We start from the raw sequence: 25610 nt of genomic DNA on the forward strand, positions 1-25610 counted from the left end.
TGTGTGCGGGGCGGGGGGCGGCTGGCCGATCCGGACCCCCCCCCGGGGGGGGGGGGGCCCCCCCGCGCCCCCCCCCCCCCCGGGGGGGGGCGCCCCCCCCCCCCGCGCGCCCCCCCCCCGGCACCACCCGTTCCTCCCCTGTCCATCCGACATCCAGTCGACCGAAGGAGCGCCTCCCATGCAGGACATCGCCGAGCATCTCGCCGCCTGGCACCACGCGGGACGTCCCTTCGCCGTGGCCACCGTCGTCTCGGTCTCCGGGAGCGCGCCGCGCGACCCGGGCGCCGCGTTGGCCGTGGACGCGGACGGCGAGGCGGTCGGCTCGGTCTCCGGCGGCTGCGTCGAGGGCGCGGTGTACGAGCTGTGCCAGGAGGCGCTGGCCACCGGCGCTCCGGTACTGCAGACCTTCGGCTACAGCGACGAGGACGCCTTCGCGGTCGGCCTGACCTGCGGCGGGATCATCGACGTCTTCGTCCAGCCGGTCGTCCCCGGCACCTCGGAGGGTATGGACGCGGGCATCGCCTACGTCCACGCCGGCACGCCGGTGGCCCTGGTCCGCTGCGTCAGCGGCCCGGACGGGCTGCTGGGCCGGACCCTCGCCGTCACCGGCGACGCGCACCACGGCTCCCTCGACGCAGGGGAGTTGGCGGGTGCCGCGGAGTTGGAGAACGCCGCCGTCGTGCACGCCCGCGCGATGCTGGACGCGGGCCGCACCGGACGGCTGACGCTGGCGCTGGACGGCCGCCCGTGCGATCCGGGCGCGAGCGAGGCCGCTGTCTTCTTCGTCGAGTCCTACGTGCCCGCGCCGCGCATGATCGTCTTCGGTGCCATCGACTTCGCCGGAGCGGTCGCCAGGATGGGCAAGTTCCTCGGCTACGACGTGACCGTCTGCGACGCCCGCCCGGTCTTCGCGACCGAGCGCCGCTTCCCCGAGGCCGACCGCGTGGTGGTCGACTGGCCGCACCGCTACCTGGACGCGGAGGCGGAGGCGGGTCGGCTGGACTCCCGAACCGCGCTGTGCGTGCTGACCCATGACGCCAAGTTCGACGTGCCGCTGCTGGAGCGGGCGCTGCGGATGCCGCTCGGCTTCGTCGGTGCGATGGGCTCGCGCCGCACCCACGGCGACCGGCTGGAGCGGCTGCGCGAGATCGGTCTGACCGAGGTGGAGCTGAACCGGCTCCGCTCCCCCATCGGCCTGGACCTGGGGGCGCGCACCCCGGAGGAGACCGCCGTCGCAGTCGCCGCCGAGATCGTCGCCCACCGCCGCGGCGGCGGCTGCCTGCCGCTCAGCGCGCACGACGGCCCGATCCACCACGACCTGCGCAGCGCGAAGCTGGCGGAGCCGCGCCGGATAGCCTGACCGGCCCCGCTCCCGCGCCTTCTTCTCGCGCTTCCCTCTTGTCTTCAAGAACTGAACACAGAGCCGGTCGGATCCACCAAGAACTGTCCGGATTTGACTTCACAAACTCAAGGAATAACCTCTGTCGCGTTGAACTTATCCTTCGAGTCCGGTAACGAAGCCGGGCGTCTGGAGCGCAACGTGACCACCACCACCGGGTCCAGGCGGCCGGCCGGAGCAGCGGCCGACAACCTGGGCCACGTCGTCTTCATCACCGCTGCCGCCGCCATGGGCGGCTTTCTCTTCGGCTACGACAGCTCCGTGATCAACGGGGCCGTGACCGCGATCCAGCACAAGTACCAGGTCGGGTCCGCCGAGCTGGCCCAGGTCGTGGCGGTCGCGCTGATCGGCAGCGCCATCGGCGCCGCGCTGGCCGGACGGATGGCCGACCGGCTGGGCCGGATCCGGGTCATGCAGATCGCCGCCGCACTCTTCACCGTCAGCGCCATCGGCTCGGCGCTGCCCTTCGCGCTCTGGGACCTGGTCCTGTGGCGGACCCTGGGCGGCATCGGCATCGGCATGGCCTCGGTGATCGGCCCCGCCTACATCGCCGAGGTGGCCCCGCCCGCGTACCGCGGCCGGCTCGGCTCGTTCCAGCAGGCCGCCATCGTCATCGGCATCGCGATATCCCAGCTCGTCAACTGGGGCATCCTGCAGGCCGCGCACGGCAACCAGCGCGGACACCTGCTCGGCGTCGAGGCGTGGCAGGTCATGCTCGGCGTGATGGTGGTCCCGGCCGTCCTCTACGGCCTGCTGTCCTTCGCGATCCCCGAGTCGCCGCGCTTCCTGATCTCCGCGGGCCGGATCGACCGCGCCAAGGCGGTCATCGCCGAGGTCGAGGGCAACAGCACCGACCCGGACGCCCGCGTCGCCGAGATCGACGAGGCGATGCGCAGCGAACACCGGTCCACCTTCAAGGACCTGCTCGGCGGCCGGTTCGGCCTGCTGCCGATCGTCTGGGTGGGCATCGGGCTCTCGGTCTTCCAGCAGTTGGTCGGCATCAACGTGGCCTTCTACTACAGCTCGACGCTGTGGCAGTCGGTCGGCGTCGACCCGAGCTCGTCGTTCTTCTACTCGTTCACCACGTCGATCATCAACATCATCGGCACGGTCGTGGCGATCGTCCTGGTCGACCGGATCGGTCGCAAGCCGCTGGCCCTGATCGGCTCGGTGGGCATGACGGTCTCGCTGGCCTTCGAAGCCTGGGCCTTCTCCGCCCTGCACGGCGGCACGCTGCCGCACACGCAGGGCGTGGTGGCACTCATCGCGGCGCACGCCTTCGTCTTCTTCTTTGCGATGTCGTGGGGCGTGGTGGTCTGGGTGATGCTGGGCGAGATGTTCCCCAACCACATCCGTGCGGCTGCCCTGGGCGTCGCGGCTGCGGCCCAGTGGATCGCCAACTGGGCCATCACCGCCAGCTTCCCGAGCCTCTCGGGCTGGAACCTGACGGGGACGTACGTGATCTACGCGGCCTTCGCGCTGCTGTCGATCCCGTTCGTGCTGAAGTTCGTCCACGAGACCAAGGGCAAGTCCCTGGAGGAGATGGGCTGAGCGCCCTCCCTGCTCGACCCCGGCGCGGCTGGTGTGCTCACCAGCCGCGCCGCTGCGTCCACCAGACGAGGAGGGTGTGCAGCTTGCGGTCGAAGTTCGGGTCACGGGGGAAGCCGCCGATCGGCTCCCGCAGGTTGTGGGCGGATCCGTCGACCAGCCAGAGCGTCACCCGCTTCACGCCCAACTGCCGTCGCACGGTGATGGCCCGGATGGACGTCCAGGGGATCTCCCGGGTGCGCAGTCCGCGCATCACCAGGGCCTGCCGGGTGAGCTCCGCGCCGTAGCGGTTCGCCGTCCCCAGGGCGAGGAACGCCGGTATGAGCGCGTACAGGGCCAGCGGCGGCTCACCGTGGCTCAGCTGCAGCACGATCCCCGGCGAGAAGCAGAGGGCCAGAAAGCCCATCGAGTACAGGCGCTGGGCTCCGGACTGCCGGAGGTGCACGGCCGCCGCGCTGCCGTCCGTGCTGGGCTCCGTCACCGTGACGCCGTCCCACCAGCTCATCTGCCACGCCCTCTTGTGCGCGCACCGCCAACGGTGCAAGGTCCCACCCGTACCACCCAGTCAAGATCGACGGGAGGCGAGTGTATGCGCATCGCGGGCGTGCTCGGAACAGCTGCCCTGCTGTGTGCTGCCCTGCTCGGCACGGGAACGGCCCATGCCGACGCGGGGCAGATCGAGACCAACTATCAGAACCCGGTCACCGCACTGCCGCCGGTGAGCCAACCGGACACGCACCACTGCACCGTGACCGAGATGCAGAACGACTTCGGGAACACCATCTCCTCCCCCGCCTGGTCGGGAACGGTGACCCCGCCGGCCGACTGCCCGGGGCCGTGGAACAAGGTGGTGCTCACCTGGTCCGGCAGCGTGCAGGGGCGGCAGTACGACCGGCTGGCGGGCGTGTGGATCGGCGGCGCCGAGGTGCTGCGCACCAGCACGCCGGAGCCGACGGCGGCCGGGATCAGCTGGAGTCTGCAGAAGGACGTCACGCAGTTCATCCCGCTGCTGCGCACCCCGCAGCCCATCGCGGTCTCGCTCGGCAACGTGGTCAACAGCACCTACACCGGCGTCTACCACATGACGTTGACGCTGACGTACTACCAGGCCGACCACCGGTACCCGCCCGCGCACACCGCCGACCAGGTGCTGCCGCTCTCCGCCTCGACCACCGACGCCGGGTGGACCTACCTCAACCCCGGACAGTCCTCGTCGAAGACGGTCACCCTGCCGCGCAACCTGACCGGCGTCGACATGGAGGTCTACGCCCGCGGCGGCGGCTGCGACGAGCAGTGGTTCGACTCGGTGCCGAACGACCTGGCCGCCAAGTACCCGAACTACCTCTGCGGCGGCGGCCCGTACCGCGAGGTGCAGGTGTCGGTCGACGGACGCCCGGCGGGGCTGGCGCAGCCGTACCCGGTCGTCTACTCCGGCGGCATCGTGCCGACGCTGTGGCGGCCGATCCCGGCGATCGACCAGTTCGTCACGCAGGCCTACGACATCGACCTGACGCCCTTCGCGGGGCTGCTGGTCGACGGCAAGCCGCACACCTTCACCATCACGCCCTACGGCGCGGCGGACGGCTGGACCGTCGACAGCACGCTGTTCCTGACGACGGATCACCACGCCGCGCAGACCTACGGCGCGCTGACGACGGACACCCTGTCCCTGACCCCGTCGGTGGCCACCACGGAGACGCCGGGTACCGGCGACACGGTGAACGTCCGCGTCAGCGCCACGCGTGACTGGTCCACCTCCGGGTGGCTCGCCACCTCGGCGGGCCGGGTGACGACGACGGTGTCGCAGCACGCCGGGTACCTCAACACCGACGCCGTCTCCCAGGGCGGCCAGCTGCAGCTCGTCGACCAGCAGGAGTACGGCGCCACCACGGTGACCACCGCTCCCGAGCACGGCCACGCCACGGCCACCCGGCACGCCTGGTCGTACCCGATCACGGTCGACTCGGACGTCCCGCTCTACACCGACGGGAACAACTACTCCCTGTCGGCCACGGTCCACCAGGGCCGGGTGCTGGACGACAGCGTCCTCCAGGGCGACCACTGGCAGCAGCTGGCCGCCACCGACGACACGGTGGACGCGACCGGCGTGCTGGCCCGCACCAACGGCGTGACGACGGCGGCCGACGGCACCGACTCCGAACACTGGATCGGCACCACCGACACCGGCGCCTGCTACGAGCACGTGATCCGCGCGGCGCACGGATACGTCACCCAGGACCGGGTGAGCGGCTGTGGCTGACGGCTAGTCAGCTGTCTGCTCCGCCCACTCCGGGATACGGAAACTCCCCCCGTACATGGGCAGCCGAACGGCCGAGCCGTAGCGGGCCAGCTGGCTCCAGGGCCGGTTGAGGCCGTTGGATCCGTAGCGGCGGACCCGGGTGACGGCGTCCAGGTCGAGCACCTCGACCAGGACCTCCTCGCCCGGGCCCGCCTGCTGGCGGACCACGCCCTCGGGGTCGACGATCGCGCTGGCGCCGACGCCCGCCGGGTCGGCGGCGTTGACGTTGACCACGTAGACCTGGTTGGTCCAGGCGTTGGCGCGGGCGCAGACCAGTTCCAGCTCCCGGTCCCGGGTGGTGGTCAGCGTCGGCTGGATCACCACCTCCGCGCCGAGCCAGGCGAGTTGGCGGACGGTCTCGGGGAACGAGCCGTCGTAGCAGATGGCCAGGCCGATCCGGCCCTTGCCGGGGATCTCGAAGACGGTGAACTCCTCGCCCGGCGCAGCCTTCTCGTACGGCTGCCAGGGGAAGACCTTGCGGTACCGGGCGGCGATCTCCCCGGTCGGCGCGACCGCCAGCGCGGTGTTGTGGACACGCCCGTCCGCCGCCCGCTCGAAGACGGTTCCGGGGACGAGCCAGAGGCCGGTCTCCCGGGCCAGCGCCGCAAGGCGGTCGGTGAGCGGTCCGGGGATCGGCTCCGCGACCCGCTCCATCCAGTCGGCGGGCGCGGGCTCCAGCAGCGGCCCCTCCGCGCTGAGCAGCAGTTCGGGGACGACGACCAGCTCGACGTGCGGGAAGAGCTCCTGCACGGTCCGCACCTGGCCGGCGCAGCGCTGCCAGCTCGCCTCGGGGTCGTAAGGGACGGGAGTGGTCTGCACGGCGGCAACGGCCAGAGTGCGCATGGGTGGTGCTCCTCGGTTCTGTGGGACTGCTCAGTTCTGTGCGACTGCTCGGTTCTGTGGGACTACCGGAACTACTCGTCGCTGACGGTCAGTTCGGCGACGGAGGTGCGGCCGCCGCGGAAGAAGGGGCGGAAGCGGGTGCGGACCAGCAGCATCACCGGCACGCCCAGCACGATCGAGCCGACACCGAGCAGGAAGACGCCGCCGATCCCGTGGAACGAGGTGCTGCCGTAGGTCGGGCTGTACATGTCGTGCGCGCTGCGCGCGAAGGCGGCCAGCATCAACAGGCCGCCCAGCAGCGGCATGACGCCCTTCAGCAGCAGGTCACGCGGGGAGTTCCGCAGCTGCCGCCGGAAGTGCCAGACGCACGCCAGCGCGGTGACGCCGTAGTAGCAGGCGATCAGCAGGCCGATGGAGAGGATCGCGTCGCCCAGGAACCGGCTGGAGACCGCCGACAGCAGCACCAGCAGCGCCCCGGCGGTGACGCCGAAGAAGACGGTGCCGAAGCCGGGCGTCCGGTGGCGCGGGTGGATCCGGGCGAACACGCCCGGCAGCGCCCCGTGGGAGGCCATCGACAGCGTGGTGCGTGAGCTGCCGACGACGCAGGTGAGCAGCGCGGAGACGGCCGAGACGGCGACGGCCAGCTGCATCACCGTGGCCAGCGCCGTGCCCAGCACCGGCGGGCCGAGCGTGGCCAGGATGTCGGAGGCGTTGGCGGGGTTGCCGAGGCCGGTCCCGGTGGTGCCGGTGCCCGCGTAGGCGATGGCGGCGACCGCGGTGAAGAGGTAGGTGCCGAGCAGGACGAAGGTGGAGATCAGCACGGCCTGTCCGGGGACCTTGTCGCTGTCCTTGGTCTCCTCGTTGACCGTGATCAGCGCGTCCCAGCCCCAGTAAATGAAGAGGCAGAGCAGCACCGCCTCCGCGAACGGCCCGAAGCCGCCGAAGCCGAAGGGGTTGAGCCAGCCGAATGACGGCGTCGCCGCTCCGTGCCGCAGCAGCGCGACCGCGCCGAAGCCGAGCAGCGCGACCAACTGCAGCGCCAGCAGCACGTACTGGACCGAGGCGGCGATCTGGACGCCGCGGTAGCCGACCGCGGTGACCATGCCGAGCAGCAGCAGCGCCGTCACCGTGACGGCGAACTGGTTGGCGGCCAGCGCGCCCAGCCCGACCACGTTCAGCAGGTATCCGGCCCCGACCTGGGCGAGCGCAGCCATGGCGATCAGCGTGGCCGCCTGGACCACCCAGCCGCCGGTGAGCCAGCCGGTCCACGGCCCGAAGGCACGCGTCGTCCACACGAAGGTGGTGCCGCAGTCGGGCATCTCCTTGTTCAGCTCACGGAAGGCGAAGGCGGTCAGCAGGATCGGCACGAACCCCAGCAGCAGTGCGGCAGGAGCGAGATGGCCGACAACCACGGTCACGAACCCGAGCGTCACGGCGATGCTGTAGGCGGGCGCGACCGAGGCCAGCCCGAGCGCGACCGCCGCGAGCAACCCGACGCTCCCCTCCCGCAGCCCCTTGCCCTCGCGCGCCGGGCTTGGGCCTGGATCTCTCTCCTCGATGTCCCCTGCCATCGGCTGCGTTCTCATGGTCGCCTCCCGGGTGATCGTGCAGTGCGTTTGTTAAACGCAGATTTAAGAGACTGAACCAGTCCAGGTCAAGGGATAGGCCACTATGATTGAAAGAGGATTTAAGAGATCAAGCACGCCGAGGACCTGAGGAGCGACCGTGGCGGCCAAGGAGAAGGCGGGCAAGCAGGCGCGGCGCGCCCAGCTGGGCGAGGCCGTGCAGCGGGCCCTGGTCGCGCGCGGACTGGAGGGCCTGCGACTGCGCGACATCGCCGAGGAGGCCGGCGTCACCCCGGCGGCCGTGCTCTACTACGGCGACCTCGACGCGCTGGTCCAGCAGACCTACCAACAGGCGATCGACCGGTTCAGCAGCGAGCGCGAGCAGGCCGCGGAGCGGTTCGAGGACGCCAGGGACCAGCTGCGCGCCTGCATCGAGCACGGCGTGGCCAGCGGCCCGGACGACACGCTGACCCGGCTGCTCTTCGAGTTCTGGCCACGCTGCCTGCGCGACGCCAAAGCCGCCGCCCTGGACAGCACTTTGACCGAGCGTCAGATCACTGTCTACGCAACGGTTCTGGCCGTGGGCCAGGCGCAGGGCCACTTCACGCTCACCGATCCGCCGCGGCTGCTGGCGGCGGACTTCGTGGCGATGGAGGACGGCTACCAGATGGACGTGCTGGCCGGGCGACGCAGCCGCGCCGAGGTGATCGCCGCACTGCACCGCCAGGCCCGCAACGTGACCGGCTACGACCTCGGCATCGACGAGCTCACACGGTGAGCGCCAGCAGCACCGGCGCGGCCTTGGCGGAGAGGGTCTCCGCTGCCTCCCTGAGGCGGTAGGCCTCCTCCACCGGCAGGGAGAAGGCCAGGCAGCCGACCGCGTTCCCCGCGGTGACCGCGACGGCCGCGCAGACCGTGCCGATGGCGTACTCCTGCAGGTCCAGCATCGGCATGGTGACCGGGTGGCGGTCCAGGCGTTGGAGCAGCACGCCGGTGTCGACGGTGGTGCGCGAGGTGAAGCGCGCCGCCGGATGCCGGGTGAGGTGGTCGCGCCGGGAGTCGTGGTCCAGCTGCGAGAGCAGGCACTTGCCGATCGCGCTGGCGTGGCCGCTGGCGCGGAAGTCGACCCACTCGTGGACGCTGGGCGTCATTGGCCCGTCCACCACGGCCTGCACGGAGACCTCGCCGTCGGCGTAGCGGGAGAAGTAGACCGCCGCGCCCAGTTCGTCACGGAGCGAGGCGAGTTTGGCCACCAGCCGGGACTGGACCAGCTGCTCCCGGTTGGCCTGGCCGAGCATCGCCAGCGCGCCGCCCAGCACGTACGCGCCGTCGTCGAGGCGTTCCAGGTAGCCCTCGCGTACCAGCGAGCGGAGCAGCCGACGGGCGTGCTCGACGGAGAGCTGGACCTCCTCGGCCAGTTCGGAGGCGCTCGCGCCGAACCCCCGGCGGTCCACCGCCTCCAGCAGCCGCAGGGCACGTTCGACCGAGCTCCGAGGGGAGTGGTTGTGCGCAGCCATGCTCACCAGACTAGCCGTCAGCCGGTCCGGTGAGCATGGGTTGTGCGGTGTTCGAATCCGGTTCGTACCGACCCCCGGCCGTGGTGGCGACAACCCGGCCGCAACACCCGGTACGCCGGGCTTGATCCAGGTCAGGACGTCGGATCGGGCTGCTTCAGCACACAGAACACGGCGCCCCAGGGGTCCTGGATGCCCGCCATCCGCCCGGGCGGAACGTCAGTCGGGGGGACGACGACGTTCGCCCCACGCTTGACGGCCGCGTCGACCGTCGCGTCGGTGTCGTCGACCGCGAACCACGCCATCCAGTGCGGCGGGACCTCGGCCGGGAAGTTGGCGCCCATGTCCTGCATGCCGCCGACGACCTTGCCGTCGACTTCCAGGCCGAAGTAGCCGGCCATCTCCTTCATGGGCACGGCCTTGATGCCGAGCGCCGCCTGGTAGAAGGCCGCGGCGGCCGGGACGTCACGGGTGTTGCACTCGTTCCAGACGAGCGAGCCCGGCTCGTTGACCGCGACGGCGCCGAAGAACTCCTTGTGCTGCCAGACGCCGAAGACCGCGCCGGTCGGGTCGACCGCGATCATCATCCGGCCGAGGCTGCCGACGTCCATCGGCTCGGCGATCAGCGTGCCGTGGGCCGCCTTGACCTTCGCGGCGGTGGCATCGGCGTCGTCACTGGCCAGGTAGGTGGTCCAGACGTGGGGCGGCTCGGGCGCGCCCTCGGGGGCCATCGCCGGGCCGATGCCGCAGACCGGGCGTCCGCCCAGGTCCATGACGGCGTAGCCGCCGAACTCGGCCGGCCCGGGCTCACCGCCCCAGCCGAAGACGTCCTTGTAGAAGTCGAGTGCGGCCTGCTGGTCCTTGGCCATGAGGTCGATCCAACAGGGCGTGCCAGGTGCGTAGGGTGCGCTGATCGTGGACATGCTTCTCCTCTGGAAGCGTCAATCCCCCCTCCGCGCACACTCTTCTACCAAGACGCGCGCGCCGCCACCGGAACCGGTGACGGCGCGCGCGGAGGGTGACCAACCCTGCGTTACCTGTGGTACTCGGCCTGGATCAGGCCTGGATCAGACCTCGTCGGCCTGACGGATCGCCTTGACAGCGGCCTCCAGACGACGGCCGTAGTCGGCGTCGGCGGCGTGGAAGAACGGCAGCACGCGCTCGACCACGTCGTCGCGGGTGACCGAGCCGATCGAACCGGCCAGGTTGGCGATCAGGCGGTCCTGCTCGCCCTTCGACATCAGCCGGTAGAGCTCACCGGCCTGGAAGAAGTCGTCGTCCTTGGCGTGCTGCGGGGCGACGTGGGTGCCGGTCCAGCCGGAGACGGCGGTCGGAGCGGCGAGCGGCGCGTCGGTCTGACGCGGGCCGTCGTACGAGTTCGGCTCGTAGTTCTTGGCCCGGCCACCGGTGTTGACCGCGGCGTAGCCGTCACGGCCGTAGTTGTGCGCCTCGGTCGCCTTCGGCGCGTTGATCGCCAGCTGGGTGTGGTTGACGCCCAGACGGTAGCGGTGCGCGTCGGCGTAGGCGAAGAGACGGCCCTGGAGCATCTTGTCCGGGGACGCGCCGATGCCGGGGACGAAGTTGTTCGGCGAGAAGGCGGCCTGCTCGACCTCGGCGAAGACGTTCTCCGGGTTGCGGTTGAGCACCAGGCGGCCGACGCGCTGCAGCGGGTAGTCGCTGTGCGGCCAGACCTTGGTCAGGTCGAACGGGTTGAAGCGGTACTCGGCCGCCTCGGCCACCGGCATCAGCTGGACGTAGACGGTCCAGGTCGGGAAGATGCCGCGCTCGATGGCCTGGTGCAGGTCGCGCTGGTGGCTGTCCGGGTCCTGGCCCGCCAGCTCGGCGGCCTGGTCGGCGTCCAGGCAGCGGATGCCCTGGTTGGTCTTGAAGTGGTACTTCACCCAGTAGGCGCTGCCGTCCTCGGCCACCCACTGGTAGGTGTGGGAGCCGTAGCCGTTCATGTGACGGTAGGAGGCCGGGATGCCGCGGTCACCGAAGAGCCAGGTGACCTGGTGCAGCGACTCGGGCGAGTAGGACCAGTAGTCCCAGACGTTGTCGGCCTCGCCGGCGCCCGTGAAGGGGTCGCGCTTCTGCGAGTGGATGAAGTCGGGGAACTTGATCGGGTCCTTGATGAAGAACACCGGGGTGTTGTTGCCGACCAGGTCGTAGTTGCCCTGCTCGGTGTAGAACTTCAGCGCGAAGCCGCGCGGGTCGCGCACCGCGTCGGCCGCACCGAGGTTGCCGGCCACCGTCGAGAAGCGCAGGAACACGTCGGTGCGCTTGCCGACCGTGTTGAGGAACGCCGCCTTGGTGAAGGGGGTGACGTCGTCGGTGACCTCGAAATAGCCGTGCGCGCCGGAGCCGCGGGCGTGGACGATGCGCTCCGGGATGCGCTCGCGGTTGAAGCGCGCGAGCTTCTCGATCAGCTGCTGGTCCTGGATCAGCAGCGGGCCGCCTATGCCGGCCTGGGCGGAGTTCTGGTTGTCGGCGACCGGGGCGCCGGACTCGGTGGTCAGGATTTTCGACATGGAGGTACTCCGGATCGGCTCAGACGGGTGTCTTCGCAGGTGGAAACGTACGGGGAAGTGAGCGGCGGGCTGCTGGGCGGGCCGTCGTCAAACGCCCAGCAGCCGCCAGATCGAGGCCCGGCGACGGGAGCTCTCCGCGCCGTCGGGGGTGTCGGCCGGCTGCAGCGCGGACTCGGCTGCGCGCACGGCCTCGGCGGTGGCCAGCGGACGCGCGGCGGTGAGCGCCTGCGCCTCGCCGGTGGTGAGGCCCGCCGCGGTGAGGGCCTGCTCGGCCTCGGTGGCGGACAGAAGGTTGAGCCAGCGCAACGCTTGCGCGGCACGACCGGCCTCGGTCAGCCGACCGGTGAGCCGGAGCCGGGCCACGCCGCCGTCGGGGTAGACGTCGAGGCGGGCGGCGGTCACGGCCGTACGCGGCTCGACGCGGACCTGGTGGCGGGTGTCGGGCTGCAGCCGGGTGCGCGGCAGCAGCTCGACCCACTCGCCGGTGGCGGCGTCCTTGCCCGAAATCGAGGCCCAGCCGGGGCAGTTGCCGACGAAGTGGGTGGTGTCGATCTCGACGCCGAGCACCTCGCCCTCGCTGACCAGGTCGAGCTCGACCCAGTCGTTGTCCTTGTTGCGACGGCGCCGGGTCTCCCAGCCCTCGCCCATCACGGCCGCGCGGCCGAGGGAGTTGAGGTTGTGCGGGGAGGAGAAGTAGCGGTCGGACGCGCCGGTGGCGACACCGCCGAACTCCTGGGCGGCCAGGTCGAAGGTGAGCCCGGCCAGGTCGCGCGGGTCGGCGACGACCTCGCCGTGGACCCGGAGGCGGGCCACGCCGCCGTCGGGCCAGATGTTGAGGCGGACGTGGGTGAAGCGCTGCTCGACGGAGACCGCGAACTCGTGGGCGGTGTCGCCCTTGAGCGCGGTGCGCGGCACGATCTCGGTCCACTCGGCGGCGGCGAGCTCCTCCGGCGAGGGGTTGCCCGGCACGGAGGCGGCCTCGACCGAGGCGGTCTCCGGGTAGTTGCCGGTGAAGTGCGCGGTGTCGACGATCACGCCGCGGATCACGCCGGCGGCGCCCAGGCGGACGATCGCCCAGTCGTGGTCGTCGTCGGTCGGGTGCGTCTGGTCGGCGCTCATGCCGCGACGGCGGCGGGTCTCCCAGCCGTCCATGATCTGGCCCTTGTGGCCGAAGGTGTGCGGGCGGAACTCGGCCGGCTTCGCGACGATCAGGTTCTCGCGCTCGGCGAACAGCTCGTCGTTGGCGGCGACCACGCCCGCGCCCAGCGACCGCGCCGCGAGGTTGACCAACTCGGTGAAAGAGGCGGGGCTCTGAATGTCGGTCATGCTTCTCCTCGGTTCAGCAGTCGGCCGGTCGGGGTGCCGGCGACGTCCACCGGCTCACCGCGGAGCCAGGTGGTGCGCACGACGCCGGAAAGCGAACGGCCTGCGTAAGGGGTCACGGGGTTGCGGTGGTGCAGTCCGGCCGGGTCGACGGTGAACTCGCCGTCGGGGTCGAAGGCCACCAGGTCGGCGTCCATGCCGGGGGCGATCGCGCCCTTGGTCGTCAGGCCGACGAAGGCCGCGGTTCCGGCGGACATCCAGCGGACGACGTCGGCGAGGCTGTGCCCGCGGCGGCGCGCTTCGGTCCAGATCGCCGGGAGGCCCAGCTGCAGCGAGGCGATGCCGCCCCAGGCGGCGGCGAAGTCGCCGTCGCCGCCGAAGGGCGGCAGGTGCTTGAGGTCCGGCGTGGAGGGCGAGTGGTCGGAGACGATCCCGACGAACTCGCCTGCGGCGAGCGCCTCCCACAGCTGGTCGCGGTTGGACTCGCTGCGGATCGGCGGACAGCACTTGAAGGCGGTGTCACCGGCCGGGACCTGCTCGGCGGCCAGGGTGAGGTAATGCGGGCACGTTTCTGCGGTCACCTGTACGCCCTCGGCGCGGGCGGCGCGCAGGAGCGGCAGAACGGCGGCGGACGACACGTGCAGGATGTGGATGCGGGCGCCGGTGCGCTTGGCGGCGGCGAGCAGACCGCTCACCGCGACGGTCTCGGCGTCGTCCGGCCGGGAGGCGAGGAAGTCCGCGTACTGCGGGCCGGGCGTCTGCGGGGCGGCGTCGAGGATCCGCGGGTCCTCGGCGTGGATGATCGCCAGCGCCCCGAGCCGCGCCTGCTCGGCGAGGGCCGCTTCCAGCTGCCCGGCGTTGAGGTGCGGGAACTCGTCCACTCCGGAGGGGGCGAGGAAGCTCTTGAACCCGAAGACGCCGGCCTCGTGCAGCGCGGCCAGGTCGCCGGTGTTGTCCGGGAGGGCGCCGCCCCACAGGCCGGTGTCGACGTAGAGCTGACCGTCGGTGGCCTTGCGCTTCGCCTCGAGGCCCGCGACCGTCGTGGTCGGCGGGATCGAGTTGAGCGGCATGTCGACGATCGTCGTCACCCCACCGGCCGCGGCGGCCCGGGTCGCGGTGGCGAAGCCTTCCCACTCGGTGCGGCCGGGCTCGTTGACGTGCACGTGGGTGTCGACGAGACCCGGGAGGAGGGCGACGTCGCCCAGGTCCACGATCTCGCCCAGGCCTTCAGCGGCTGCACCGTGGGCCAGGACCTCGACGATCCGTCCCTCGCTGACGACGACGTCGGCGGCGTTCTCGCCGTCCGGCAGGACGACGTGTCGGGAACGGAACACCGTGGTCAACTTGGGCCTCCTGATTGGGTTGCCGTGAGCCTATGGTCGCCTTCAACAAAACGTCAACGGTTTCTTTCAACGAGTTGTTGAAGGGTTGTTTCCGGACGGATTCGGGCGAACCTACGGATCCATCAGGGGCGCGAGGAACTGCGCGAGCGACCATCGAGTGCGGATGGTCCTGCTCGCACGGCGACTCACCACCCAGGATGGCTTGCCGCGCAGTTCCTCGCGCCCCTGAGGCAGTGCAACGAAAAGTCTGCGAAATATGCCCCGAAGGGGCGGTCGTCTCAGCCCGCGCCGAGGAGCTGGACGGCGAGCCGCTCCCCAGCCAGCTCCGCCAGTTCCGCGGCGCGGGTGAGACTGTCACCGCCGGGGCCGGCCAGCTCGGAGAGCGAAAGGGCAGCGACAAACCCCGCGGCGCGCCACTGTTCCTCACTGAGCTCCAGCAGGCCGGCCACGGCTGCGACCGGGACTCCCGCCCCGGTCGCCGCCTCGGCGACCCCGGCGGGCGCCTTTCCGTGCAGGGTCTGCACGTCCAGGCAACCTTCGCCGGTCACGACCAGGCGGGCTCCCCGCACCGCCCGGTCGAAGCCCAGGAGATCGAGCAGAAGCGCGATCCCGGGCCGTAGAGAGGCCCCCAAGAGGGCCAGCGCGCCGAAGCCGAGGCCGCCCGCGGCGCCCGCGCCGGGCGCGTCCCGCAGGTCGGAGCCGGTCAGCTTCGCGACATGGTCGGCCCAGTGGGCCAGTGCAGCGTCGAGCTCGGCGACGTCGTCCGGCGTCGCGCCCTTCTGCGGTCCGTAGACCGCGGGCGCGCCGCGCTCCCCGAGGAGGGGGTTGTCGACATCGCTGGCGACGACGAACTCGACGCCGGAGAGAGTGTCCGCCAGCGGACCCGGGTCGACCGAGTCCAGGCGGGCCAGTGCCGCTCCCCCGGGCGGCAGCTCCTGGCCGGTGGCGTCCAGCAGCCGCACGCCGAGCGCCTGGGCCAGGCCCGCGCCGCCGTCGGTGCAGGCGACGCCGCCCAGCCCGAGCACGATCTTCGTACAGCCGAGGTCGATGGCCCGGCGGATCAGTTGGCCGGTGCCGTAACTGCCCGCTGTGAGCGGGGCCTTGACCCCGCCAGGGAGCAGCTGCAGGCCGCTGGCCTGGGCCGCCTCGATCACCGCGGTCGTCTCCTGGACCGCGAAGACCGCCTCGACCTGCTCGCCGGTGGGACCGGAGACCAGCGTCGGCACAGCGGTGAAACCCGCCGCGACCGCCGCCAGGACCGTTCCCTCGCCGCCGTCGGCGACGGGCAGCGTGCGCACCTCGACGTCCGGACGGGCGCGCCGCACGCCGGCGGCGATGTGCTCCGCCGCCTCGGACCCGGTGAGGCTGCCCTTGAACTTGTCGGGCGCGATCACCACGTGGCCCTGTCCTCGGGTCGTGTGGTTCTGCGTCATGACAGCCTCACCTTCGTGTTCGGTGTTCATTGAGGAGTACCTCCCGGCGGCGCGGGCACGACCGGATGGATCACGCCGCCGGGAGGAGACTAGAACCGCGCGTCAGCCGCCGAGAAGAGCGGTGGGCGCGTCGCCGGGCTCGGTCGCGAGCTCCTCGAACTCGTTGACCTTGTCGATGTCGGCACCGGACATGGAGACGTTGGTGACCCGCTCCAGGATGACCTCGACGATGACCGGGACCTTGAACTCGGCGACCAGCTTCTTCGCCTGCTCCAGGGCGCCGGCGATCTCGCCGGGCTCGAAGACCCGGATCGCCTTGCAGCCCAGGCCCTCGGCGACCTTGACGTGGTCCACGCCGTAGCCGTTGACCTCGGGAGCGTTGATGTTGTCGAAGGACAGCTGGACGCAGTAGTCCATGTCGAAGTTGCGCTGCGCCTGACGGATCAGGCCCAGGTAGGCGTTGTTCACGACCACGTGGACGTAGCCGATGTTGAACTGCGCCCCGACCGCCAGCTCTTCGATCATGAACTGGAAGTCGTAGTCACCCGAGAGCGCGACGACGGTCTCGTCCGGCACCGCGGTGGCGACACCGAGCGCGGCCGGGACGGTCCAGCCCAGCGGGCCCGCCTGACCGGCGTTGATCCAGTGCCGCTCCTTGTAGACGTGGAGCATCTGCGCGGCCTGGATCTGCGAGAGGCCGATGGTGGTGACGTAGCGGGCGTCGCGCCCGAACGCCTTGTTCATCTCCTCGTAGACACGCTGCGGCTTGACCGGCACGTTGTCGAAGTGGGTCTTGCGCAGCAGCGTCGCCTTGCGCTCCTGGCAGGACGCGGCCCAGGTGCTGTAGTCCTTGAGCAGCGACGCCGCCTTGCGCTCCCGGGCGACCTGGACGAACAGCTCCAGGGCGGCCTTGGCGTCCGAGACGATGCCGTAGTCGGGGGCGAAGACGCGCCCGATCTGGGTCGGCTCGATGTCGACGTGGACGATCTTGCGACCGGCCGTGTAGATGTCGGTGTTGCCGGTGTGGCGGTTGGCCCAGCGGTTGCCGATGCCGATCACGAAGTCCGACTCCAGCAGCGTCGCATTGCCGTAGCGGTGCGAGGTCTGCAGGCCGACCATGCCCGCGGTGAGCGGGTGGTCGTCCGGAATGGTGCCCCAGCCCATCAGGGTCGGGACGACCGGGACGCCGGTCAGCTCGGCGAACTCGACCAGCAGGTCGGCCGCGTCGGCGTTGATGATGCCGCCACCGGCGACGATCAGCGGACGCTCGCTCGCCTGGAGCAGGTCGAGCGCCTTCTCCACCTGGGCACGGGTCGCGGACGGCTTGTAGACCGGCAGCGGCTCGTAGGTGTCGATGTCGAACTCGATCTCCGCCATCTGCACGTCGATCGGCAGGTCGATCAGGACCGGGCCGGGACGACCGGAGCGCATCAGGTGGAAGGCCTGCTGGAAGGCACCCGGCACCTGGGCCGGCTCCAGCACGGTGACGGCCATCTTCGTCAGCGGCTTCGCGATGGACGCGATGTCGACCGCCTGGAAGTCCTCCTTGTGCAGCTTGGCCACGGGGGCCTGGCCGGTGATGCAGAGGATCGGGATCGAGTCCGCGCTGGCGGAGTAGAGACCGGTGATCATGTCGGTCCCGGCCGGGCCCGAAGTCCCGATGCAGACACCGATGTTGCCGGCCTCGGCCCGGGTGTAGCCCTCGGCCATGTGGGACGCGCCCTCGACGTGGCGGGCCAGCGTGTGGTGCAGGCCGCCGCGCTTGCGCATCGCGGAGTAGAAGGGGTTGATCGCAGCGCCGGGCAGGCCGAACAGGTTGGTCGCGCCCTCACGCTTGAGGATCTCAACGGCGGCCTCGGCCGCGGTCATCCGTGCCATGTCACTTGACCTTTCCGGACAGGCGCTCCAGGTTGCGCAGCAGGGCGGAGTGGTCCAGCCCGCCGTCGCCGGCGTTGCGCATCGCGGTGATGAAGTCGGCGACCAGCGCCGCGGTGGGCAGCGGGACCTCGACGGCACGCGCGGCGGACAGCAGGTTGCCCATGTCCTTGTGGTGCAGGTCGAGGCGGAAGCCCGGCGCGAAGTCGCGCTTCAGGAAGTTGTTCTTCTTGCGGGTCAGCACGGTCGAGCCGGCCAGGCCGCCGTTGAGCACGTCGAGGGCGACCTCGAGGTCCACGCCGGACTTCTCCAGGAAGACCACGGCCTCGGCGCACGCCTGGATGTTGACGGCGACGATCAGCTGGTTGGCGACCTTGACGGTCTGGCCGGAGCCGGACGGGCCGACCAGGGCGACGGTGGTGCCCAGCACCTTCAGGACGGGCTCGGCCTCGTCGAAGTCGGCGCGCTCGCCACCGACCATGATCGAGAGCACGCCCTCGATGGCACCGGCCTCGCCACCGGAGACGGGGGCGTCGATGGAACGCAGGCCCTTCTCCTTGGCGGCGGCGGCGACGCGCTGCGAGATCTGCGGGGTCACCGAGGACATGTCGATGAGGAGCGCACCGGCGGCGGCGTTGTCGAGCACGCCGTCCTCACCGAAGTACACGGCCTCGACCTGCGGGTCGGCCGGGACCATCGTGATGACGATCTCGGCGTCCTTGACGGCCTCGGCGATGGAGGCCGCGCCCTTGCCGCCGTCGGCGATCAGCTTGTCGATCGGCGCCTGGACCAGGTTGTACCCGGTGACGCTGTGGCCGGCCTTGACGAGGTTGGCGGCCATCGGGCTGCCCATGATGCCGAGGCCGATGAAGGCGATCCGGCGCGAGGTGGTGCTCATTGGAGTTCTCCTCCGGGGGGAAGGTGCAAGTCGTGTGGTGCGCCGCGCCTGGGTTGCCGCGCGGCCGGCAAAGTCAGCGAGCGCTGCGGCGCAGCTCGCGCGGAAGCCACTCGAAGGAGTCGGCCGAGGCCACGCCCGCAACGGGCTTGTACTCCAGGCCGATGTAGCCTTCGTAACCAACGGCGTCCAACTGGCCCAGAAGGCCGGGGAAGTCGAGCTCACCCGAACCCGGGTAGTTGCGGCCCGGCACATCGGCGATCTGTACGTGGCCGATGCGGTCCGCGTAGTCCGCGATCACCGCGGCGAGGTCCTCGCCGTTGCGCGCCAGGTGGTACAGGTCGCAGAGGAACTTCGTGTTCCCGAGGCCGGTGGCCTTGTTGACCGCGTCCACCACCGCGACGGCGTCCTTCGACGACAGCAGCCCGTACTGCGGCGCCTCCGGCGCGTTCAGCGCCTCGACCAGCAGGACCGCGCCGATGCCGTGCGCGGCCTGCGCAGCCAGCGCGAGGTTCTCCAGGGCGAGTTCGTCCTGGACGCTCACCGGTACGTCGTCCACGCGGTTGCCGTAGAGCGCGTTGAGCGCCTTGCAGCCGAGGGAGTCGGCCAGGCCGACCGCCACCGCGATGTTGTCGCGGAACTGCTGCGAGTCGGCGGGACGCGACAGCAGGCCCTTGTCACCGCCGGCCATGTTGCCGGCGTCGAAGTTGAGGCCGGTCAGCTGGACGCCGGCGTCCACGAACGCGGAGCGCAGGGCGTCGAGGTCGGCCTGAGGCGGGGTGGGGCCGTCGAGGGTCCACCACAGTTCGGCGGCGTCGAAACCGGCGGCCTTGGCCGCGGCGGGACGCTCCACCAGCGGCAGCTCAGTGAAGAGGATCGAGAGGTTCACGGTCCAGCGCTGGCTCAGCCAGCTCTGCGCAGTGGCGGTCATGCCATCACCAGGTTCCACGAGTTCACGAGTTCCGCTGATTCCACTATGCGGAAGATATTTTCTGCTTGACGAAACTATGCCACGAGCCTTCAACACTTTGTCAAGGGGATGGTCCGCAACTCGCGTTTCGCGGATACGCTTCGGGCGTGCGATTGAAGGTGGAGTTCACGACCGAGCCGTTCGAGCTGGACGGCTTTCCGGAACATGCGAAGACAGCCCGGCGCGTGGTCGACGACGCCGGGCTCAGCGTCGAGGTCGGCCCGTTCGGCACCAGTGCCGAGGGCGAGCGCGAGCAGACGCTCGAGGCGATCGACCGCCTGGTGCGCGAGACCCTGGCCCACGGGGCCACCCGGATCTCGCTCCAGGTGAGCGTTCTTGCCGAGAACGGCGAGCCGCTTGCGGACGCCCCGACGACCCCGACGGATTCCACGGACAGCGGGGAGGGAGCGGGATGAACGGAGAGCAGCACCCGCTGGCGATAGCCATCAAGCCACTGCTCGACGCAGTGGGCGGCAGCGCGTTCGAGGTCGCCGAGGCGCGCCCCGACGACGTGCTGCTGGAGTGGGAGGGTTCTCCCGCCGTGGCGGTGCGCCTGCCCGGCCTGGAGAGTGCGCTCGACCGGCTGCTGGCGGACGTCAAGCGTCAGTTCGGCGGCGGCGAGCTGACCGAGCTGGACCGGGCAGGCAAGCAGCGCGTGGTCGCCCTACTGGAGGAGCGCGGCGCGTTCACGGTCCGGCACGGCGTGGAGACGGTGGCGGCGGCACTCGGCGTCAGCCGGTTCACCGTCTACAACTACCTCAACCGCCAGCAGACGAACGGAAAGCAGGACTGAGCCGGGGCGGTGCAGGGCGCGGACCCCGCGAGACGTCCCTTCGGGCGACAGCCCGGCGGTTTTATTCAACAAACTGTTGACGATCAGGGGTGGCGGCTCCTACGTTTCTCGTGGCACCCACTTTTGGAGGTCCCGAGTGACCCAACCCGCCACCCCGGCACCAACCTCCCTCGACCGCTTCAACGCGGCCGAGGACGGCGAGCTGGACGCTCTGCTGCTGGAGATCTGCTCCAGCCCCACCTGGGCCAAGCTGGTCCGGCTTTCCCGACCCTTCCGTGACCGGGTCGCCTTCCACAGCGCCAACGCCAACGCGATGGCCGCCCTGGGAGCGGGCGACCTGCACGACGCCATGGCCGGCCACGCCCGGATCGGCACGCCCAAGCAGGGCGACGCCACCTCCGAGCGCGAGCAGGCCGGCGTCCAGGGCGCCCAGCAGGAGCTGCTGGACTCCCTTGCGGCCGCGAACGCCTCCTACGAGGAGAAGTTCGGCCACGTCTTCCTGATCTGCGCCACCGGTCGCACCGCCGAGACCATGCTCGCGGCGCTGGGCGAGCGCTTCCCGAACGACCCCGACACCGAGCGGGAGATCGTCCGGGGCGAGCTCGGCAAGATCAACGACATTCGCATCGACCGCCTGCTCGACGAGAGCTGACGGTCCGCCACCCCCGGCGGTCCAGGGCCGTGCGGCCCGACGCCGCCGCTCCCGGCTGTCACCGGCCACCACCGCCCAGGCCATCCCGTGAGGACGACATGACCTCCATCTCCACCCATGTGCTGGACACCAGCTCCGGGAAGCCCGCGCAGGGCGTCCCGGTCGAGCTGGCCCAGCAGGTCGACGGCGCGTGGAAGGCCCTCGGGGCCTCCACCACCGACGCCGACGGCCGCTGCAAGGACCTTCCGGTCCCGGATCTCACCTCCGGCACCGTGCTGCGTCTCCGGTTCACCACCGCCGGCGCCTTCTTCCCCGAGGTCGTCATCGTCTTCGACGTCGACCCGGCCCAAGCCCACTACCACGTACCCCTGCTGCTCAATCCGTTCGGGTACTCCGTCTACCGAGGGAGCTAAAACCATGGCCCACGTGCTCGGCCAGAACCAGTACGGCAAGGCGGAGAACCGCGTCGTACGGATCACCCGCAACGGCAACCGCCACGAGATCCGGGACCTGAACGTCTCCGTCGCCCTCTCCGGCGACCTGGACGACGTCCACCTGACCGGCTCGAACGCGAACTGCCTGCCCACGGACACGACCAAGAACACCGTGTTCGCCTACGCCAAGAAGTTCGGCATCCAGTCGCCGGAGAACTTCGGCATACTCCTGGCCCGCCACTTCGTGGACGACACCCCGTCGATCCACCGCGCCCGGATCCGCGTCGAGGAGTACGTCTGGGACCGCATCGCGATCCCGGACAACAACGCCCGGTTCATCGGCAGCCAGGAGGTCGGCCACTCCTTCGTCCGCCGCAACACCGAGGTCCGCACCTCCGAGATCGTCTACGACGGCACCGGCTTCCAGATCATCTCCGGTCTGAAGGACCTGGTCGTGATGAACTCCACCAACTCGGAGTTCTGGGGCTACATCAAGGACGAGTACACCACCCTCAAGGAGGCGTACGACCGGATCCTGGCCACCCAGGTCACCGCGCGCTGGAAGTTCGGCTTCACCGGCGTCGACAACGAGGCGGAGCCCAACTGGGACCGCTCCTACGCGCAGGTGCGCAAGCACATGCTGGAGGCCTTCGCGGAGACCTACTCGTACTCGCTGCAGCAGACCCTGTACTCCATGGGCACCCGGGTGCTGAACAACCGCTCCGAGGTCGACGAGGTCCGCCTCGAGCTGCCGAACAAGCACCACTTCCTCGTGGATCTGGACCCGTTCGGTATGGAGAACGACAACGAGGTCTACTACGCTGCAGACCGGATGTACGGTCTCATCGAGGGCTCCGTGCACCGCGAGGGCGTCACCCCGGTCATCCCGGTGGCCTGACCCTCCCGACAACCGAAGAGCTCGACCCCAGGGATTCTCCCGCCGTCCCGCCCTGGGCAGCACCACCCGACGGCGGTATCCCTTCCAAGGGCGAGAGCGCAGCGGGCAGCGGCACCGAGAAGCCACGCCCCTGCGCCTCCCGAAGCCGCCGAGGAGCACCACAGATGACCGATCCCACCGCAGGCCGCCAGGTCGAGCGCATCGTCATCGAGAACGCCGCGATCGCCACCGTGGACGCGCTGGACACCGAGTACACGCGTGGCCACGTCGTGATCGCCGACAACGTGATCGAGTCCGTGGGCGAGGGCCCCGCCCCCGCATGGCTCGACAACGTCGTCCGCCGGATCAACGCCGAGGGGCACCTGGTCACCCCCGGTCTGGTCAACACGCACCACCACTTCTACCAGTGGATCACCCGCGGCCTCGCCCAGGACAACATCCTGTTCGACTGGCTGGTCGCGCTCTACCCGACCTGGTCGCGGATCGACGCCAAGCTCGTCCACGCCGCCACCCAGGGTTCGGCCGCCGCGCTGCTCAAGTCCGGCTGTACCACCGCCTCGGACCACCACTACGTGTTCCCGCAGGACGGCGGTGACATCCTCGGCGCCTCGATCGAGGGCGTCGCCGAGCTCGGCATGCGCCTCACCGCGCTGCGCGGCTCGATGTCCCGCGGCAAGAGCGACGGCGGCCTGCCGCCGGACCACGCGGTGGAGAAGACCGAGGAGATCCTGATCGCCTCCGAGGCGGCCGTAGACAAGTGGCACGACGCCTCCTTCGGCTCGATGCTGCACGTCGCCATCGCCCCCTGCTCGCCGTTCTCGGTGACCACGGAGCTGATGAAGGAGGCCGCCGAGCTGGCCCGACGCAAGGGCGTCCGACTGCACACCCACGGCTCGGAGACGGCCGAGGAGGAGCAGTTCTGCAAGGAGCTGTTCGGCATGGGCCCGACCGACTACTTCGAGTCGGTCGGCTGGCTCGGTGAGGACGTGTGGATGGCGCACTGCGTCCACATGAACGACTCCGACATCAAGAAGTTCGCCGAGACCGGCACCGGCGTCGCGCACTGCCCGTCCTCCAACGCCCGTCTCGCGGCCGGCATCGCCCGCGTCCCCGACATGCTGGCGGCCGGCGTACCGGTCGGCCTGGGCGTCGACGGCACCGCCTCCAACGAGTCCGGCGAGCTCGGCACCGAGCTGCGCAACGCGCTGCTGATCAACCGCCTCCACGGCCGCCCCGACGCGCTCACCGCGCGCCAGACGCTGCGCCTCGGCACCATGGGCGGCGCCCGCGTGCTGGGCCGCCAGGCCGAGATCGGCTCCGTCGAGGTCGGCAAGCTGGCCGACCTGGCGCTGTGGAAGGTCGACGGCATCATGCACTCGTCGATCGCCGACCCGGTCGCCGCGCTGGTCATGGGCGCGCTGCCGCCGCTCTCCCTGCTGCTGGTCAACGGCCGTCCGGTCGTCGAGAACGGCACGCTCACCCGGGTGAACGAGGACCGCATCGCCAAGGCCTGCGCCGACGCGGCCAAGGAGCTCGCCTCGCGCGGCTGATCCGGCCGCGTCGCCTCTCCCTTCGCACCACCTCTGAACTGGCACCACCTCTCTGAACTCCGGGCGCGCGCTGGGACGGTGCGCGGCCCGGGCTCCTCCGCACGCTCGCCGTGCGGAGGACCGGAGCCCCGGACCCACGGCGAGGGTCCGGGGCTCCGGCGTGTGCGGGGCCTGTTCTCCAGGGGCCCCACCTGCGGGAAATCGCCCGGATGCGCGAGTGCGCGGGAAACGATCACTTGTCATGATGTGCCGGTGTCGCCTGCCAACCCCCTCCCCGAGCTCTGGCTGCGCGGCGCCGCCGCCAACCCCGCAGCTCCCACGGACGTGCTGCTGAGGATGCTCGACCCGGCAGCGCGCGAGGTGTGGCCCCTGCTCTGCGGGCAACGCGCACTGCCCGCGGACTTCGTCGAGGCGGCGGTCGTCCACCGGGACCGCGGCGTGCGCCGGGCCCTGGCCCGCAACCGGCACCTTCCGGCTGCGCAGCGCGGCCGACTGGTCGACGACCTGGACTCACTGGTCCGCGCATCCCTCGCCGCCGGGCCGCACCCCCGCCTGGGACCGGCCGAGCCGCTGCCGGACGACGTGCTGATCACCTTTCTCACCGCGCGGAACGACGACCCGAGCCGGCTGGTGACCGCCGACGAGATCCGGGATGACCTGGAGTTCTCCGGGCAGATTCCGCACGCCTTCCGCCGTCGGCTGCCCGACCACCCGGACCCCGTGCTGCGCGCCCGCGCCACCGGGCACTGGCTCTGGCTCACCCCGAAGCAGCGGGAGGCGCTGCTGGCGGACCCCGATCCGTCGGTCCGTCAGGCGGCACACGAGAACAGTCGCGTGCTCGACCCGGACGCCATGGCGGCAGATCTCGGGGAGCAGAACAGCCACCACCGGTCGTGGCTGCTCACCAACCACGCCGTCGCCCCCGCAGTGGCCGAGCGGTGTCTCGCCGAGGGACGGGACCTTTGGGCGCTCGCCTACAACCCGCACACCCCCGCCGACGCAGTCGCCCGGCTGGCCCGCTGTCCCAACCCAGAGGTGCGGGAGCGGGTTGCGGCCCGTGCCGATCTCGGTCCCGCACTGCTTGCCGAGCTCGCCGCCGACCCGGAGGAGGCGGTGCGGATCCGGGCGACCCGACACCCGCTGCCGCGCACCTGGCCGCAGCGGAACGCCATCGACCGGGTCGTCGGTCACTCGGCCGAGCAGGTCGGCTACGTCGGCGAGGCGTTCTTCGAACCGGACCCGAGCTGGTACGAGGCGTGCGCCGGATCCGAGCACCCGCTGCTCCGCCGGGTCGCGGCGACGTGTCACCAGCTCCCGGAGGCCGTCGTCGCGCGCCTGGCTGAGGACCCCGACGCGGACGTGCGGATCCTGCTGGCCTGCAACCATCCGCTCGCGCCGCCGTCCACCGTCTTGGAGGCGTTCCTCGCCGCGCCGCGCCTGCGCGCCTACCTGCGCACGCTCTCCCGGCTGCCGCGCACCGGGCTGGCCCACCTGCTGGACCACGCCGACCCCGAGGTGCGTGCGCTCGCCGCCGCCGATCCCACCCTGGCGAAGCCGCCGCTCGCCCTCCTCGACGACAGCAGCGAGCAGGTGCGCCGCGAGTTCGCCGCCAATCCGCTGCTGCCGCAGGACCTGCTGGTCGACCTGCTCGACCGGCCCGATAGCGCCGAGAGTGTCGCGGCCAACCCGGCGCAGCCCGCACCGAGGCTGCACGAGCTGCTCGACCGCTGTGGGCTGCCGTGAGCGGG

Annotated in this window: 21 protein-coding genes and 2 pseudogenes; 11 read left to right on the forward strand and 12 right to left on the reverse strand. The window is 70.9% G+C overall.

Features of this window, described 5'->3' with window-relative positions:
* Window positions 1-178: 178 nt before the first annotated feature.
* Both ABH928_RS34785 and ABH928_RS34790 read left to right on the forward strand, forming a co-directional pair.
* Window positions 179-1360 carry an XdhC family protein gene (locus ABH928_RS34785; RefSeq protein ID WP_370072728.1) on the forward strand — a complete coding sequence of 394 codons (1182 nt, stop codon included), beginning with the start codon at window positions 179-181 and terminating at the stop codon, window positions 1358-1360.
* 180 nt (window positions 1361-1540) lie between these two features.
* Window positions 1541-2950, forward strand: a complete 1410-nt coding sequence (locus tag ABH928_RS34790) for a sugar porter family MFS transporter (protein ID WP_370072730.1) — start codon at window positions 1541-1543, stop codon at window positions 2948-2950.
* Window positions 2951-2987: 37 nt separating this feature from the next.
* Here the strand turns inward: ABH928_RS34790 and ABH928_RS34795 are convergent, their stop codons facing one another.
* The gene (locus ABH928_RS34795; protein ID WP_370072731.1) at window positions 2988-3452 is read right to left on the reverse strand and encodes a hypothetical protein; all 465 of its coding nucleotides are present in this window, start codon (window positions 3450-3452) and stop codon (window positions 2988-2990) included.
* A gap of 84 nt (window positions 3453-3536) precedes the next feature.
* Between ABH928_RS34795 and ABH928_RS34800 the strand changes: the two genes are divergently transcribed.
* Window positions 3537-5207, forward strand: a complete 1671-nt coding sequence (locus tag ABH928_RS34800) for a peptide-N4-asparagine amidase (protein ID WP_370072732.1) — start codon at window positions 3537-3539, stop codon at window positions 5205-5207.
* A 3-nt stretch (window positions 5208-5210) separates the two neighbouring features.
* Here ABH928_RS34800 and ABH928_RS34805 read toward each other — a convergent pair whose 3' ends face one another.
* Complete coding sequence (locus ABH928_RS34805) at window positions 5211-6089, reverse strand: carbon-nitrogen hydrolase family protein (protein WP_370072733.1); 879 nt, start codon at window positions 6087-6089, stop codon at window positions 5211-5213.
* A gap of 71 nt (window positions 6090-6160) precedes the next feature.
* Complete coding sequence (locus tag ABH928_RS34810) at window positions 6161-7675, reverse strand: APC family permease (protein WP_370072734.1); 1515 nt, start codon at window positions 7673-7675, stop codon at window positions 6161-6163.
* A gap of 139 nt (window positions 7676-7814) precedes the next feature.
* Here ABH928_RS34810 and ABH928_RS34815 point away from each other — a divergent pair, with 139 nt between their 5' ends.
* Window positions 7815-8432, forward strand: coding sequence for a TetR/AcrR family transcriptional regulator (locus ABH928_RS34815; RefSeq protein ID WP_370072735.1), 618 nt, complete (start codon window positions 7815-7817; stop codon window positions 8430-8432).
* Here the strand turns inward: ABH928_RS34815 and ABH928_RS34820 are convergent.
* The 9 genes and pseudogenes from ABH928_RS34820 to ABH928_RS34860 all read right to left on the reverse strand — a co-directional run bounded on the left by ABH928_RS34820 (window position 8422) and on the right by ABH928_RS34860 (window position 19496).
* Window positions 8422-9177, reverse strand: a complete 756-nt coding sequence (locus ABH928_RS34820; RefSeq protein ID WP_370072736.1) for an IclR family transcriptional regulator — start codon at window positions 9175-9177, stop codon at window positions 8422-8424. The genes ABH928_RS34815 and ABH928_RS34820 overlap by 11 nt on opposite strands.
* Window positions 9178-9302: 125 nt before the next feature.
* Window positions 9303-10091, reverse strand: coding sequence for a VOC family protein (locus ABH928_RS34825; protein ID WP_370072737.1), 789 nt, complete (start codon window positions 10089-10091; stop codon window positions 9303-9305).
* A 144-nt stretch (window positions 10092-10235) separates the two neighbouring features.
* Window positions 10236-11696 (reverse strand): catalase, encoded by a 1461-nt coding sequence (locus ABH928_RS34830; protein WP_370072738.1) that lies wholly within the window; start codon window positions 11694-11696, stop codon window positions 10236-10238.
* Between the two features lie 300 nt (window positions 11697-11996).
* Window positions 11997-13022 (reverse strand): annotated as a pseudogene (gene alc, locus ABH928_RS34835) (allantoicase); the annotation flags it as partial.
* Entirely contained in the window at window positions 13019-14362 is a 1344-nt protein-coding gene (gene allB / locus ABH928_RS34840; protein WP_370072739.1) for an allantoinase AllB, read from the reverse strand. The gene allB and the pseudogene alc, both read right to left, overlap by 4 nt.
* A gap of 278 nt (window positions 14363-14640) precedes the next feature.
* Complete coding sequence (locus ABH928_RS34845; protein ID WP_370072740.1) at window positions 14641-15795, reverse strand: glycerate kinase; 1155 nt, start codon at window positions 15793-15795, stop codon at window positions 14641-14643.
* Between the two features lie 102 nt (window positions 15796-15897).
* On the reverse strand, window positions 15898-17673 hold the full coding sequence (gene gcl / locus ABH928_RS34850; RefSeq protein ID WP_370072741.1) for a glyoxylate carboligase: 1776 nt from the start codon (window positions 17671-17673) through the stop codon (window positions 15898-15900).
* Between the two features lies 1 nt (window position 17674).
* Window positions 17675-18595 (reverse strand): annotated as a pseudogene (locus tag ABH928_RS34855) (2-hydroxy-3-oxopropionate reductase); the annotation flags it as partial.
* A gap of 46 nt (window positions 18596-18641) precedes the next feature.
* Complete coding sequence (locus ABH928_RS34860; RefSeq protein WP_370072742.1) at window positions 18642-19496, reverse strand: TIM barrel protein; 855 nt, start codon at window positions 19494-19496, stop codon at window positions 18642-18644.
* Between the two features lie 146 nt (window positions 19497-19642).
* Here ABH928_RS34860 and ABH928_RS34865 point away from each other — a divergent pair, with 146 nt between their 5' ends.
* The 7 genes from ABH928_RS34865 to ABH928_RS34895 all read left to right on the forward strand — a co-directional run bounded on the left by ABH928_RS34865 (window position 19643) and on the right by ABH928_RS34895 (window position 25605).
* Window positions 19643-19951 (forward strand): thiamine-binding protein, encoded by a 309-nt coding sequence (locus ABH928_RS34865; protein WP_370072743.1) that lies wholly within the window; start codon window positions 19643-19645, stop codon window positions 19949-19951.
* Window positions 19948-20328, forward strand: a complete 381-nt coding sequence (locus ABH928_RS34870; RefSeq protein WP_370072744.1) for a helix-turn-helix domain-containing protein — start codon at window positions 19948-19950, stop codon at window positions 20326-20328. Before ABH928_RS34865 ends, ABH928_RS34870 begins: the two co-directional genes overlap by 4 nt.
* 136 nt (window positions 20329-20464) lie before the next feature.
* Window positions 20465-20980: a 2-oxo-4-hydroxy-4-carboxy-5-ureidoimidazoline decarboxylase gene (uraD, locus tag ABH928_RS34875; protein WP_370072745.1), complete on the forward strand. Its 516-nt coding sequence runs from the start codon at window positions 20465-20467 to the stop codon at window positions 20978-20980.
* Between the two features lie 98 nt (window positions 20981-21078).
* On the forward strand, window positions 21079-21393 hold the full coding sequence (uraH, locus tag ABH928_RS34880) for a hydroxyisourate hydrolase (RefSeq protein ID WP_370072746.1): 315 nt from the start codon (window positions 21079-21081) through the stop codon (window positions 21391-21393).
* Window positions 21394-21397: 4 nt separating this feature from the next.
* Entirely contained in the window at window positions 21398-22312 is a 915-nt protein-coding gene (pucL, locus tag ABH928_RS34885) for a factor-independent urate hydroxylase (protein WP_370072748.1), read from the forward strand.
* Between the two features lie 164 nt (window positions 22313-22476).
* The gene (locus ABH928_RS34890; protein ID WP_370072749.1) at window positions 22477-23862 is read left to right on the forward strand and encodes an 8-oxoguanine deaminase; all 1386 of its coding nucleotides are present in this window, start codon (window positions 22477-22479) and stop codon (window positions 23860-23862) included.
* A 252-nt stretch (window positions 23863-24114) separates the two neighbouring features.
* Window positions 24115-25605 carry a hypothetical protein gene (locus tag ABH928_RS34895; RefSeq protein WP_370072750.1) on the forward strand — a complete coding sequence of 497 codons (1491 nt, stop codon included), beginning with the start codon at window positions 24115-24117 and terminating at the stop codon, window positions 25603-25605.
* Window positions 25606-25610 lie beyond the last annotated feature (5 nt).

It is taken from the genome of Streptacidiphilus sp. MAP5-3 (genome assembly GCF_041262505.1).
In the GTDB taxonomy this organism is placed as follows: Bacteria; Actinomycetota; Actinomycetes; order Streptomycetales; family Streptomycetaceae; genus Streptacidiphilus.